The sequence below is a fragment of the Hyalangium ruber genome (assembly GCF_034259325.1).
GTDB classification, from domain to species: domain Bacteria; phylum Myxococcota; class Myxococcia; order Myxococcales; family Myxococcaceae; genus Hyalangium_A; species Hyalangium_A rubrum.
In genome coordinates, this window is the sequence record NZ_JAXIVS010000004.1 from 263,935 (window position 1) to 278,073 (window position 14,139).

Genomic DNA, 14,139 nt, shown 5'->3' on the forward strand with positions numbered 1-14,139 from the left:
GCTCTTGCCGCCAAGGAGAGATCTACGTCCTGGGAACGAGCCCGAGGAGTAACATCCGTGACGCGATGGGGGTGCCGGGCCGCAGATAGCGGACGTCCCGCCCCTTTCCCGTCCGGATCGCTCCTCCGTTCGCCACCAGGGTGCCGAGCACCCGCTGCGCCGTGCGCTTCGAGATGCCGGCATGCTCCGCCAGACCTTGCGCCGACCACGACGCGCCATCGCCGAGCAGGAGCGCGATACGTGAGACCTCGTCATCCGAAGCAGGCAGGAGAACGACCACCTCACGCTGGGAAGAGAGCAGGTATCCGTCGGACGTGGCGACGGGCTCCGCGGCGAGCCCGTCCATGGCCTTGCGGAGCCGGCCAATCTCGACGCGCAGCCTCGAGCGGTGCGAAGCGTTGACTCGACGCACGTCGAAGGCGCGCGCCGCGAGTTCGTCTCGAGGCACGGAGTCCGGCCAGGCGCGGCCAAGGACGAGGAGCAACGCGAACAACACGGGCCTCCTCGCGAGCGGAATCGTGACGCGACCTCCCATGACGAGGCGCCGACACGCATCGACCAGGAGGAGTTCACCGCGAGAGACGTCCTCGATCGCGAAGAGGTCCGCCTCGCGCGGTACGCCTCCGCGCAGCAACCGGGCGATGGGGTGTGAGAGTTCATTCTCGAGCGTGACGAGCGCCCGCGAGAGCAAGTGATTCGGTGCTCCCTCGAGGGCACGACGCGCACGCAGGAGCGCATCGCGTGCATCCGTCGTCGCGATGGCACGGAGGCAGATCTCCGCCTGGGCGAGCAATGCGACCGCGAGAAGGTCCGGTGCGAGCTCCGCTGCCATGACCTCCTCGACCACACGCCGGGCCTCGCCGAGGCGACCGAGCAGCACCTCGGCGCGAGCCAGGACGAGGCGCTGCATCGCCGCATTGCGCTCGTCCCCCAAGCGGGCGAGCTCGTCCGCGGACTCCCTCGCCGCTCGCGCGGCGGGCGCGGGCTCCCCCGTGCTCAGGGAGATCTCGACCAGCGCGGCTCGCGCACGGGCACGCGTCAGCGGCTCGTCCGCGAGCGAGCTGGCTCGCTCCAGGCAGGCTCTCGCCAGCTCGAGATCGCCGATCTGAGCATAGGCAATGCCTCTCAACGTGAGCCCGAGCGCGCTCTCGATTCGACCGACCAGTCCGAGCGCCCTCAGGGGCTCGCCGCTGGCAAGCGCGCTTCCCGCTTCATGGAGGAGTGTGGGAATGGACGGCACGCGCCGAGGATCGCTTGGAGGGTGTGCCTTGTCACCCAGGCAAGCCGCCGTCGCGGACCTGCGCGTCACGAATGTTACTCCCGGGGCTTGTGGCTCACGCCTAGGTTTTCCAGGTCCCAGCCCAGGAGATGCCATGTGCCCCGCCTGTTTGACTTCCCTTGCGCTCACCGCCGCCGCGACCACGGGAGCAGGAGCCGCCGTCACGGCCTTCGTGATACGCGTGCGGCGGTCGTTGACCCAGGAGCCCCGAACCGAGCCCCCTGCACGAGAGCCTCGCCATGAGCACGTTGAAACGAACCGCTGAGATCGCCCGCGAGTACCGCCCCCTCGATGACGCGCGCATCCATGGCGTCACCTTCGACGGGAAGCTCGTGTGGTTCGCGCGCGACAACGAGCTCATCGCCTTCGAGCCGGAGACCGAGACCGTCGTTCGCCGGATTCCGGTTCCGGCAGCGAATGCCGGTACCGCGTTCGATGGCGAGTACCTCTATCAGCTCGCCCAAGGTGAGATCCTCGTCATTCGGCCGGCCGATGGGCGCATCGTCCGAACGCTCCCCTCGCCGGGAAAGGGCAAGGACAGTGGGATGGCGTGGGCGGATGGTCATCTCTGGATCGGGCAGTACAACGACTCGAAGATCCACAAGGTGGACGCGAAGACCGGCGCGGTCGTGAAGACGCTCACGTCGGATCGCTTCGTCACCGGAGTGTCCTGCGTCGAAGGTGCGCTGTGGCATGGCGCGAGCGGGGATGGAAAGCCGTGCGAACTCCGGCGCCTGGCACCCGATGGCACGGTAGAGGAGTCACTGACCGTTCCCGTGGAGTCGATCGCAGGGGTCGAAGGGACAGGGGACGGTGGCTTCTGGTGTGCGGGGGAGAAGGGCAGGCTTCGGCTCGTCCGTCGCAAAAGCGGCCCTTGACGCCCTCTGCATCGCCGCTTCGCTCTCGCCATCGCGTAGCGGATTGAGGCAGCCTGCACCCGCCGTGTACGCTCGCGACCGTCGTGCATCCGGAGAGCATCCACCATGAAGGTTTCCATCGTCCGCCGCTACGAGTCGAAACTCGGTGATTCGGACTTCCATCCGTATCGCACCGGCGCATGGACGCCGAACACGGTGGAGCTCGATGCCACCGACCTCGAGGTGCTCGAGGGAGAGATCCCTCGCGATCTGGCAGGTGTCTATCTCCGCAACACGGAGAATCCCCTCTTCGAGGCCATCACCGGTCGCTATCACCCGTTCGACGGAGACGGGATGGTGCATGCGATCCGCTTCCGGGATGGCGGCGCGGAATACCGCAATCGCTTCGTGAAGACCGCGGGGCTCCAGGCCGAGCTGGAAGCTGGCGGCGCCCTCTGGGCGGGGATTCTGGAGTCACCCGATGCCTCGCAGCGCGAGGGCTGGGGCGCCCGGACGCGGATGAAGGACGCCTCGTCCACGGACATCCTCGTCCACCGGGGCGAAGCGCTCACCACGTTCTACCAGTGCGGGGATGCGTACCGACTCGATCCGTACACCCTGGAGACGCGCGGCACGGTGCGCTGGAGCGAGCAGGTGGAAGGGAAACCGGGCGTGCGCGGGGTGTTCCCGAAGGGCGCGACCGTGTCGGCGCACCCGAAGGTGGACGAGCGAACGGGCGAGCTGCTGTTCTTCAACTACTCGAAGGAAGAGCCGTTCCTGCACTTCGGAGTGGTCGACGCGCAGGGGAAGCTCGCCCGCTACCTGCCGGTGGCGCTGCCGGGCCCGCGCCTTCCGCACGACATGGCGTTCACGGAGCACTACGCCATCCTCAACGACTTCCCCATGATGTGGGACCCGGCGCGGCTGGAGAAGAACCAGCACCGCCCGGTGTACCGCCCGGAGCTCGGTTCGCGCTTTGGAATCGTGCGGCGCGATGGCACCGGCCCGGTGCGCTGGTTCGAGGCCTCGCCCACGTACGTGTTGCACTTCTCCAACGCGTACGAGGAAGGCGACGAGATCATCCTCGAGGGGTTCCACCAGGGAGCGCCGATTCCGAAGCGGCTCGAGGGCGAGACGGCCATCGATGCGTTCCGTAAGAGCCTGGACATGCGCGAGCTGCAGACGCGCCTGCACCGCTGGCGGTTCAACCTGGTCACGGGCCAGACGCACGAAGCGTTCCTCGATGACGAGGTGTCCGAGTTCCCGACCATCGACAACCGCGTGGGCGGAAGGAAGCACCGCAAGGTGGTCGCCATGACGGGCGAGCCGGGACACTTCCTCTTCAACGGCATGGTGGCGTACGACCTGGAGCGCGGGACGAAGCAGTCGTACCGCTTCCCGGAAGGCGTCTTCGCCAGCGAGTCACCGATCGCGCCGCGAACGGGTACACGCGACGAGGCCGACGGCTACGTGGTGACCTTCGTGAGCGACCTGCGCAACGACAGCAGCGAGTGCCAGCTCTTTGAGGCGAGCGACATCGCTCGCGGCCCCATCGCGCGCATCCGGCTGCCGCACCGGATCTCCAGCGGCACACACGCCACCTGGGTGTCCGAAGCGGACCTCGCGAAGCACGGCGCGCGGTAGCCACGCCGCGTCACGTCGGAATGTTGCATGTTGGTGACGTACGTCGCGTGCTCTTTGCAAAACCGACCCTGAAGTGTGACAGCGGGCCGCTCGCTGGAGCGGCACATTGCGCCCGTTTTCGCATTCCCCTTCCTGGGGCTTCGAGGGCCGATGCTTCGCTTCACGTTCGTATGCATGTGGGTCGCGTTCACCAGTGCCGCTTTCGCGCAGGGCGGCACGGGCATCCGCGGCAAGGTGACCGACGCCAAGACCGGTGAGCCGCTCATGGTGGTTCCCGTCACCGTCATCCTCGGCGCCGACGCCTTCGTGGAGACGAACCTCGAGGGCCAGTACGAGCTCGCCCTGCCTCCTGGCACGTACGACGTGCGCTACTGGGCCGATCAGTACGAAGGCGTGGACGCCAAGGCCGTGAAGGTGGCGGACGGCTTCGTGACGTTGGACATCGCGCTCAAGCCGGTGGAGGGCTCCTTCACCGAGGAAGTCGTCGTCATCGGCACGGTGGACTCCAAGAGCGAGAGCGGCCTGCTGCTGAAGCGCAAGCTCGCCAACACCGTGCAGGACTCCATTGGCAGCGAGCAGATCTCCCGCTCGCCGGACTCGAACGCGGGTGACGCCGTCAAGCGCGTGGCCTCCGCCACCGTGGTGGGCCGCAACGTCTACCTGCGCGGCCTGGGTGGCCGCTACGCCGCCACCACCGTCAACGGCGTCGCCCTGCCCAGCACGGACCCCGACGGGCACCAGGCGCCGTTGGACCTCTTCCCCAATGCGCTCCTGTCCACGCTCACCGTGCAGAAGACCTTCTCGGCCGAGATGAATGGTGCCTTCGCGGGCGGCGTGCTCGGCATCGAGACCAACTCCTACCCCGCCACGTTCCAGGCGCAGGTGAAGCTGTCGCTCGGCGCCAACACCCAGTCCACCTTCCGCTCGCGCCGGACGTACGAGGGCGGCAGCCAGGACTTCCTGGGCGTGGATGACGGCACGCGCCAGCTCCCGGACAGCATCCCCGAGGACCGACCGCTCACCACGCGTGACCCGCAGGCGGAGCAGGTCAGCGAGAGCTTCTCCAACGTCTGGACCAGCCGCACCTCCCAGGGCCTGCCCAATGGCAGCCTGAACGTCTCCGTGGGTGACACCCACCAGTGGGACGGAGGCCAGGCGTTCGGCTACCTCGCCAGCGTGACGTTCTCTCGGAGCGACGCGGCCACCAACGCCGACGTGCAGACCTTCCGCATCGATGACCAGGACCTGATGCCCAAGGACCTCTACAGCTCCGAGTTCGGCGCCACGCACACGAACTGGGGCGCGCTGCTCAACGCCGGCTACCAGCTGGACCCGCTCAACGACGTGAGCCTGCTGGCGCTGGTGAGCCGCTCGACGGAGGACTCGGCCCAGCTGCTCCAGGGCTTCTCGGACACGGACGACGCCAACTTCGACGCCACGCGCCTGAAGTTCGCTCAGCGCTTCCTGAGCTTCAACCAGCTCCGGGGCACGCACCGCTTCGGCGCGGACAACGCCTTCGCGCTGCGCTGGCAGGGCAACGTGTCGGTGACGCAGGCCGAGGAGCCGGACACGCGCGACATGCTGTACTTGGAGGACAACGGCGTGCGGCGCTTCCGCCAGGCCGCCAACAGCGGCGAGCGCTTCTTCTCCACCCTGAGCGACACGAGCGGCGGCGGCAGCCTCTCGCTGCGCTTCCCGCTGGGCCGTGTGGAGATGAACGTGGGGGCCTCGGCGCAGCTGTCCCGTCGCCACTTCGACGCGCGCCGCTTCGCCTTCCTCTTCGTCGGCGAGGACCCGGCCCTGCTGGGCCTGTCGGCCGAGGAGATGCTCTCCGAGGAGAACATCGGCCCTTCCTTCCTCGCCGAGGAGCGCACCTTCCTCACGGACCGCTACGAAGGCACCCAGTCGCTCTACGCCGGCTTCCTCAGCGCGGAGCTGCCGCTGGCCGAGCGGCTGCGCGCCATCGCCGGCGCGCGCCTGGAGGTGTTCTCCCAGCGGCTCGAGTCGGGCAGCCCCTTCGCTCAGGGCCAGGCGCCCGCCTCCACGGACCGCGCCACCCTCAACCCCATGCCCTCGCTGAACCTGGTCTACGGCGTGACGGAGAAGGCGAACCTGCGCGCGGGCTACAGCTTCACCGTGGCGCGGCCCCAGTTCCGTGAGATTGCCCCCTTCCTCTATTACGACGCTATCCGACGCCGCAGCGTGAGCGGCAACCCCGACCTGGTCTCCTCCCGCATCCACAACGCGGACCTGCGCTGGGAGTGGTTCCCCACCGAGAGCGAGGTCTTCTCCATGGGCGGCTTCTTCAAGCGCTTCATCGAGCCCATCGAGCAGGTGGTGGTCAGCTCCATCCAGGGAGACGTGGGCTACCGCAACGCGGAGGCGGCCACGGCGCTGGGCCTTGAGCTGGAAGGTCGGGTGTCCCTGGGCCGGGTGAGCGAGGTGCTCGCCCCGCTGCGCCTCGGGGCCAACCTGAGCCTCATCCACTCGCGAGTGAACCTGGGCAGTAGCCAGCAGATCAGCACCAGCGAGAGTCGGCCGCTGCAGGGCCAGTCCCCGTACGTGGCCAACGTGAACCTGGGCTACCTGCGCGAGAGCTCTGGCACCGAGGTGACGGTGCTCTACAACGTGTTCGGCCGGCGCATCTCCGAGGTGGGCTTCAACCGGCTGCCGGACACCTACGAGCAGTCGTTCCACCGCGTGGACGTGACGCTCAGCCAGCGGCTGTCCGAGCAGCTGCGGCTGAAGCTGACGGGGACGAACCTGCTGAACCAGTCCTCGGTCTTCCAGCAGCTTGGCACCGATGTGTTCCGCTACCGGCCCGGCCTCACGGCGACGGCACAGGTGGAGTGGAGCCCGCTGTAACCCCCTACCCCCGCATTACCCTTCGAGATGGAGCAAACCATGAAATCCGTTCGGACGTGGGCCTGCGTGTACGGCCTCGCGATGCTGGCCGCCTGCGGTGACGACGAGACTCAGACTCCCGACCCCTCGGCCCAGGGCGACACGTGTGAGGCGGGCCAGGAGACCTGCGAAGTCACGCAGAACATCACCTCCGACACCACCTGGACCAAGGACCACACCTACGTCCTCAAGGCGAACGTGTTCGTGAAGAACGCGACGCTGAAGATCGAGCCGGGCACCGTCATCAAGGGCGGCTTCAACACCTCGCTGGCCATCACCAGCACGGCCAAGCTCGACGCGCAGGGCACGGCCACCGCGCCCATCGTCTTCACCAGCATGGTGGACGTCGGCTCGCGCCAGGCGGGCAACTGGGGAGGACTCGTCCTGCTGGGCAAGGCGCCCCTGAACGTGCAGGGCGGCGTGGACAACATCGAGGGATATCCCGAGAGCGCCGACACCCAGTACGGCGGCAGCGACGCGGCGCACAACTGCGGTACCCTCAAGTACGCCCGCATCGAGTTCGCGGGTTATCGCCTGGGTGGTAACAACGAGCTCAACGGGCTGACGCTCGGTGGCTGCGGCACGGCGACCACCGTCGACTACGTGCAGGTCCACCGCGGCCTGGATGACGGCGTGGAGATGTTCGGCGGCACCGCCAACCTCAAGCACATCGTCGTCTCCCTGGCGGATGACGACGGCCTGGATTGGGATCAGGGCTGGACGGGCAAGGGCCAGTTCATCGTCGTGCAGCAGAACCGCGTGGTGGGCAACCACGGCATCGAGGCGGACAACAGCTCCTCCTCGCCCAACGCCACGCCGCGCTCCAACCCCACGCTGTGGAACGTGACGCTGATCGGCTCGAACCGCGACAAGGGCTCGGCGGCACAGACCCAGGGGGGCGCCATTCTCCGCGTGGGCACCGCCGGCAGCCTCAACAACGCCATCGTTGCCTACTTCAACGACTTCGCCATCGACATCGCCGGCCCGGACTCCATCCGCGAGGCCACCGAGGATCGGCTGACGGTGAAGAACACCACCTTCTGGTCCACGAAGCTCACGTATGACGCCACCAGCTTCGCGGTGAAGTCGAGCAGTGACGGCAGCGACTTCAACGAGTGGTCGAAGCTGGGCACCCAGGCCGAGCCCACCAACACCGTAGTGGACCCCAAGCTGAGCAAGGCGCTCTACACGGCGCCCTCGACGGCCACGCCCAACCCCGTTCCGGACTTCAAGCCGGAGACGGCGCTCGCGGGCGGCACTCCGCCGGCCGACGGCTTCTTCGACGCCAGCGCCACCTTCCGCGGCGCGGTGGGCGATACGGACTGGCTCGCGGGCTGGACGGCCTTCCCGGAGCTCTGAGGTCCACGGGCTATACCTCCTCATGGGCTGAGCGACCCATGAGGGGGGCCACCTGAGGAGGTATACCGGCTGGAGCAGGGGCGCTGGTCCTGTCTCGACACCTATGAGGGAGATACTCGGGTGCGTGCCGAGCCCTTCGAGACGCTCGAGCTGAGGCTGAGCCTCCTCTGGGAGCGCTGAGCTTCGCGGGGATGGGGCTCACTGCCAGGGAGCCGATACCAGCTGTCCGAAGCGCACGCCCAGATCCAGGCGCTGCGTCATCGCCTGCCCCCAGGCAGTGGCCTCGACGGTCCAGTCGGAGACCTCGAGCCCCGCGGCGGCCAAGACGAACACCGCGTTGGAGCCGCTCATGGCCTTGATCAGCCGCACATAGTCAGGCAGCGTGGGCAGGTGCCCTTCGGGGAAGAGCACCTCGCTGTCGATGGGCTTCTCTTCGATACGCGGGTGAAGGGACTGAAGCAGCACCCTTGCCTGCTCTATCTCCTTGGCATGGTCAGCGAGGTAGGCCGCCATCGCCGCGCGCTGGGCCTCTTCCGCCGTGCGTGGGGCCTCTTCCTCCTGGCGCTGGAGCTTCTCCTGCTGTCGCTCCAGGTCGCGGCGGCGGGACGCCTCCACCTTGCGCTGCATCTCTTGTTGCCACTGACTGTCCTCATCCTCGCGCAGCACATCCAGGCGCTCGCGCATCAGGCGCACCTCGGTGTGCAGTTCCTCCAGGAAGTCCCGCTGGGGGGCGCGCCCGCCGTGCTCGGGGGGCGTACTCCGGACGCGCTGCTCGAAACCCGGGAACCACTCCAGGAACCGTTCCACCTCTGGCTTGAGCACGTCATGGCCCGCCCGGAACGCATTGGCCAGCGCCGCCGCCGCGTAGAACACCGCCAGCGAGGCGGTTCGAGGCCGCGTGGGCACCGTGTCCTGACCCGCGGCCAGTACGCACCCCACGCGCCGGGGCAGTTCCTCCACGGGCGCATCTTCCATCAGCGCGTTCGCCTGCCAGGCGAAGCCCTCTGGATCGATCGCCCACCACGCCTGGAAGCGCTCCACGGCGTCCTCGGGCGCCGCGAGCTGCCGCTCCCACAACAGCTGCCTCCAGGGCGCGAAGACGGTGAGCAGGTCCGCCCGCTCGCCAGGGTGCTCCTGGAAGCGTTGCCACACCCAGTCCACGAGGACCTCGCGTCCCGACAGTGCGCTCCACTCGCGCACGGCCTGTCCCAGCGGCGCCAGCAGCAGCTCCCTCCCGGGCCCTTCCCACACCGCCCTCATCACCCGCGCTGCCTGCGCCAGCGGCTCCTGCCAATCCTGGAGGCGTGAGGTGAGGACCATCACCTCGCGCAGCAGTGGCGGGCCACTCTCCTCCTCGCGGGCCCACCGGTTCAGCAGGGGCTCCTGCCCCACCCGCACGAGCGCGAGGAAGCGGGAGAAGTACGCGTCTCCCAGGCTCCGAGCGCGCACGTCCGCGGGCTCTCGCTTGAGCGCCTCGGCCGTGGCGTCCACGAAGGCCTGCGCGGCCCCAAGCTCCAGCGGCGGCTGCGCGGCCCAATGCAGGAAGCGCAGCGCCACCTCTCCCGGCAACCGCCCTAGCACCGAGCGCGCCCAGGACTTCCAGCGAGACTGTTCCTCGGACGGCCACAGCACGAAGGGTTGCTGCTCGGCGAGCCGCTGCATCACCTCCGCGAGCGGCTCGGGCTCCCGCTCGGAGACTGCGAGCAGCACCTCCAGCGCGCCGGGAGGAGGAGGCCAGGGCAGCCGGTCCACCACGTCCCGGGCGAAGGCCGCTCCCCCCTGTCGCGCCAGTTGCTCGAAGACCCGCGGAGAGCCCAGCGAGGTCAGCTCCCGGCGAGCCTCGGAGGCCCGCCCCGCGTCCGTCGAGTCGAGCGCCGCCGCGAGCCCTGCCTCGTCCTTGAGGCACAGGGCACACTCGAAGCGCACATCCTCATCCGGGTGAGCGAGGCCCGCGCGAAGGTTGAAGAGCACGTCCACCTCGAGCGCCTTGCCCGGAGAGGCGCGCACCCAGGCGACAGCGGCGCGAGGTGCCAGCTCCGAGGAGGCCAGGGCCTTGCGCGCCAGCTCCCGCACGCGCTGCCACCCCTCCGCCCGCAGCCTCGCCCAGCGGTAGACCCTCCAGCGCGTCAGGGCGAGCGCCGCCTCGATGCCGAGCCTCCCGTCCTCCTCCAGACAGCCGCGCACGGCGGCCAGGGCGTTCGGGGAGAACGCTCCCTGGTGTACCAGCGCGAGCGCGGCCAGCCGCTGCACCTCCCACGAGGCCCCCTTGGTGAACAGCGCCTCCAGCGTCTCGGGGCGCTCCGGCGGGCCCACCTGCCGCAGGAGGAACTCGGGGTCCGTCGGCAGCAGTGCGGCCAACGCGTCCTCCGTCTCCTCGACGAAGCCGCGCTGCAGCAGCTCGGCCTCGCAGCGGCGCACGTCCTCCACGAGCCCTTGGGCCAGCGCCCACTGCGCGGCGTACTGCCGCTCCAGCATCTCCACGCGCACCGGGTCGAGCACGGCCACCCGCTCCGCCAGCGAGAAGCGATCCACGCCTCCCGCGAGCATTCCCCGCGCCGCGCCATAGCGCTCCAGGGGTACCGCGCCGCAGCCACAGTGGGGACACATGCCCGGCGGCGGCTTGAAGCGAGTACAGCCCGGGCAGCGGACCTCGGCGCCTCGGCGAGCCCCGTTCTCGGTCAGGGAGGACATGCCCTCCTCTTATCCCATCGCGCTTTCCAGCCCTCTTTGCGTTCACTGGTGAACGTCTCACCGTCGGATCGCCCTGCAGGTCAGCGAGGAGTTGTCAGGGGCGTCTCTAGACTGAAAACCGGAATTCCCACAAACCGAGGCGACCGATGCGTCTTTCCCTGCCGTCGAAGCTGGCGCTGTGCGGCCTGAGCGTGTCCTTGCTGGTGGCGTGCAAGACGGACCCAACGAATCCCACTCCCGGAGATCCGAATACGCCGTGTCGCACCGCCGCGGAGCTCACCGCGGCGCAGGCCTCGCAGGAGAAGTTCGTCACGGTGGAGCGGCCGATTCCGGGCGAGTTCGTGGTGGTCCTGAAGGAGCCGCAGCGGGGCATCGCGCCGGTGGAAGCGGCTCAGGTGGCGCGCAGCCTCTCGGCGAAGTACGGCGGCAGCGTCATCACCACGTATGAGCACGCCCTGCGCGGCTTCGCGGGGGCGATGAGCGAGGAGCAGGCGCGCGCCCTGTCCAATGATCCGGAGGTGGCGTACGTCCAGCAGAACCAGGTGGTGGTGGCCTTCGACAACCAGGCCAACGCACCGTGGGGCCTGGATCGCGTGGACCAGCGCGACCTGCCGCTGAGCAAGTCGTACAGCTACGGCGGGCAGGGCCGGGGCGTGAACGCGTACATCATCGACACGGGCATCCGCACCTCGCACAGCGACTTCGGCGGGCGGGCGGAGGTCGGCTACGACGCGATCAACGACGGCAAGAAGGGCATCGACTGCAACGGCCACGGCACGCACGTGGCGGCCACGGTGGGTGGCAGCACCTACGGCGTGGCCAAGAGCGCGAAGCTGTACGCGGTGCGCGTGCTGAGCTGCAGCGGCTCGGGCTCGACGGCGGGCGTGATTGCCGGTGTGGACTGGGTGACCAACAACCACGTCAAGCCGGCGGTGGCCAACATGAGCCTGGGTGGCGGCGCGGACCGGGCGATGGACGACGCGGTCCGCCGGTCGGTGGCGGCGGGCGTCACCTATGTGCTGGCGGCGGGTAACGACAACAAGGATGCATGCACCACGTCTCCGGCGCGCACGCCCGAGGCCATCACGGTGGGCGCCACCACGGACACGGACGCACGTGCTTCGTTCTCCAACTTCGGCTCGTGCGTGGACATCTTCGCGCCCGGCCATCAGATCACCGCGGCCTGGTACACGAGCGACACGGACACGAAGACGATCAGCGGCACGTCGATGGCCGCGCCGCACACTGCGGGCGTGGCGGCGCTCTACCTGGAGCGCAACCCCAACGCATCGCCGAATGACGTGGTGAAGGCGCTGGCGGACAACGCCACGCCGGGCAAGGTGGGCACGCCGGGTTCGTGCTCGCCGAACAAGCTGGCCTTCACGGGCTTCATCGCGGGCGCGGTGCCCACCTCCAGCGCTCAGTAAGCCAAGGCTTCCGCCCCATGGCGGATTGGGCCCCAGGTTCTCTCGAGCCTGGGGCCTTTTTCATGACTGGGAGCTACTTCTGCGGGGTGAAGGGCACGTCCAGCACGGGCATCTTCTTGGCGCCCGGCAGATCGTAGTGCCACCACTCCATCTTGTTGCGCTTGAAGCCCGCGCCCTCCATCGCCTTGAGGAGCACCTCCCGGTGCTTGCGCGAGGCCTCCGTGCCGCCCTTGTAGCTGTGGTGCGCCGAGGGCGTGAAGTCGTCGAACTTCGTCGGCATCTCCACCTCCGTGCCGTCCAGCGCCACCAGCGTCAGGTCCACCGCCGCGCCCCGGTTGTGGTTCGAGCCGAACTTCGGATCCGCCACGTACCCCGGCTCCGGCATGATCTTCCACATCTCGTACTGCACCGCCCTTGGCCGGTAGCAGTCGTACACCTTCACCCGGTAGCCCTGCGGCCGCAGCACGTCCGCCGCCTTCTTCAGCCGCGCCGCCGCGTCCTTGAGCAGCATGCAGCGCGCGTCCTCCGGGTACACCCGACGCTTCAGGAAGTTGTCGTCCGTCGCGTAGCGCATGTCCACCACGAGGTCCGGAATCACCTCCGTGGCATCCACCACCGGCGACTCTCCCGCCGTCAGCCACATCGCCAGTGCCAGTTTCGCCGCAGGCAGCATCACTGTCCCTCCGTGTACCGCGTCGGATCCGCCACTCCCGCCTCCTGAAAGCCCTTCTTGCGCAGCACGCAGCTGTCACAGCGACCACACGCCCGGCCCTCCGCATCCGGGTCGTAGCAGGAGTGCGTCATTCCGTAGTCCACGCCCAGCCGCGTGCCCTCGCGGATGATGTCCGCCTTCGTCATCCCCGACAGCGGCGCGTGGATCTTGAAGCGCGCGCCCTCCACTCCCGCCTTCGTCGCCAGGTTCGCCAGCGACTCGAACGCGCGGATGAACTCGGGCCGGCAGTCGGGATAGCCGCTGTAGTCCACCGCGTTCACGCCGATGTAGAGGTCCTGCGCCCCCACCACCTCCGCCAATCCGAGCGCCAGCGACAGGAACAGCGTGTTGCGCGCCGGCACGTACGTCACGGGAATCCCGTGCGACATCTCCGTCTCCGGCCGGTCCTTCGGCACCGGGATGTCCGCCGTCAGCGCCGAGCCGCCGATGTTCCGCAGATCGATCGACACCACGCGGAAGTCCTTCACCCCCATCGCCTCCGACACCTTGCGCGCCCGCTCCAATTCCACGACGTGGCGCTGGCCGTAGGACACCGCCAGGCACACCGGCTCGAAGCCCGCAGCCTTCGCCATGGCCAGGCAGGTGGTGGAGTCCAGCCCACCGGAGATCAACACCACGGCCTTCTTCATCAGTTCACCCGCGTCCCTTCCACCGTGTACACCGCCCGGCACCGCTGCGTACACGTACACGAGCCCGTGCCCGGGATGTATTCGTCCGTCAGCGTGCCGCACGCGCGCTGCACGTCATAGCCGTTGGGCGTGGGCCCTGGTGGCGTCCCTCCGTCCCCCGGCACGCCCCCGTCCACCAGCCCCGTGCAGCGGCGGCCGATCAGCGTGTCCTGGCTGTCGCTCAAGAGGATGACGTCCAGCGTCTCCTCCACCGCCGTGCCCGTGCAGTTGGCGCCACAGCTGGCCAGTTGCACCGTCGCACGGTGGAAGGACGTCACGCGCTGCCCCTCGTATCCCGCGTCTCGCGGGAAGTCCTGCACGATGAAGTAGCCCGAGCCCGCGTCGCCGTCGCGGGAGAAGGTCCCATCGAAGCCGAAGGTGCCTCCGTCCCCGAGCACCGCGAAGTCCGGGCTCCGCAAGTCGCACGTGGTGCGCTGGCGGTCCACCGTGGCGGAGAACCGGAACGTCCCGAGGACCTGGTCCCCGGGGTACACCGGATCCTTGAGACAGGAGACTCCCACCACGAAGGCGGGAATCGCGAGCAGAGCGAGGCGTCGGAGCATCATGAGGCGCGGAG

The 14,139-nt window shown here is 68.7% G+C and carries 10 protein-coding genes; 5 read left to right on the forward strand and 5 right to left on the reverse strand.

What is annotated here, in order from left to right:
- Window positions 1-22: 22 nt before the first annotated feature.
- Window positions 23-1,240, reverse strand: coding sequence for a helix-turn-helix domain-containing protein (locus SYV04_RS13355; protein WP_321546117.1), 1,218 nt, complete (start codon window positions 1,238-1,240; stop codon window positions 23-25).
- A gap of 278 nt (window positions 1,241-1,518) precedes the next feature.
- On the opposite strand from SYV04_RS13355, the gene SYV04_RS13360 reads away from it, so the two are divergent.
- From SYV04_RS13360 to SYV04_RS13375, 4 genes are all read left to right on the forward strand, one after another.
- Window positions 1,519-2,157, forward strand: coding sequence for an NHL repeat-containing protein (locus tag SYV04_RS13360; RefSeq protein ID WP_321546118.1), 639 nt, complete (start codon window positions 1,519-1,521; stop codon window positions 2,155-2,157).
- 105 nt (window positions 2,158-2,262) lie between these two features.
- Window positions 2,263-3,780: a carotenoid oxygenase family protein gene (locus SYV04_RS13365; protein WP_321546119.1), complete on the forward strand. Its 1,518-nt coding sequence runs from the start codon at window positions 2,263-2,265 to the stop codon at window positions 3,778-3,780.
- 150 nt (window positions 3,781-3,930) lie between these two features.
- Window positions 3,931-6,645 (forward strand): TonB-dependent receptor, encoded by a 2,715-nt coding sequence (locus SYV04_RS13370; protein WP_321546120.1) that lies wholly within the window; start codon window positions 3,931-3,933, stop codon window positions 6,643-6,645.
- Window positions 6,646-6,684: 39 nt separating this feature from the next.
- Window positions 6,685-8,043 (forward strand): hypothetical protein, encoded by a 1,359-nt coding sequence (locus tag SYV04_RS13375; protein ID WP_321546121.1) that lies wholly within the window; start codon window positions 6,685-6,687, stop codon window positions 8,041-8,043.
- Window positions 8,044-8,241: 198 nt separating this feature from the next.
- Here SYV04_RS13375 and SYV04_RS13380 read toward each other — a convergent pair whose 3' ends face one another.
- A complete protein-coding gene (locus tag SYV04_RS13380) occupies window positions 8,242-10,734 on the reverse strand; it encodes a hypothetical protein (RefSeq protein WP_321546122.1) in 2,493 nt (830 codons plus the stop codon).
- A gap of 146 nt (window positions 10,735-10,880) precedes the next feature.
- Between SYV04_RS13380 and SYV04_RS13385 the strand changes: the two genes are divergently transcribed.
- Window positions 10,881-12,161 carry a S8 family peptidase gene (locus SYV04_RS13385; protein ID WP_321546123.1) on the forward strand — a complete coding sequence of 427 codons (1,281 nt, stop codon included), beginning with the start codon at window positions 10,881-10,883 and terminating at the stop codon, window positions 12,159-12,161.
- A gap of 73 nt (window positions 12,162-12,234) precedes the next feature.
- Here SYV04_RS13385 and ddpX read toward each other — a convergent pair whose 3' ends face one another.
- From ddpX to SYV04_RS13400, 3 genes are read right to left on the reverse strand one after another with little or no spacing between them, the layout of a single operon-like run.
- The gene (ddpX, locus tag SYV04_RS13390) at window positions 12,235-12,834 is read right to left on the reverse strand and encodes a D-alanyl-D-alanine dipeptidase (protein ID WP_321546124.1); all 600 of its coding nucleotides are present in this window, start codon (window positions 12,832-12,834) and stop codon (window positions 12,235-12,237) included.
- Window positions 12,834-13,526, reverse strand: coding sequence for a 7-cyano-7-deazaguanine synthase QueC (gene queC / locus SYV04_RS13395; RefSeq protein WP_321546550.1), 693 nt, complete (start codon window positions 13,524-13,526; stop codon window positions 12,834-12,836). The genes ddpX and queC overlap by 1 nt, the downstream gene beginning before the upstream one ends.
- Window positions 13,523-14,128: a hypothetical protein gene (locus tag SYV04_RS13400; RefSeq protein ID WP_321546125.1), complete on the reverse strand. Its 606-nt coding sequence runs from the start codon at window positions 14,126-14,128 to the stop codon at window positions 13,523-13,525. Before SYV04_RS13400 ends, queC begins: the two co-directional genes overlap by 4 nt.
- Window positions 14,129-14,139: the final 11 nt, after the last annotated feature.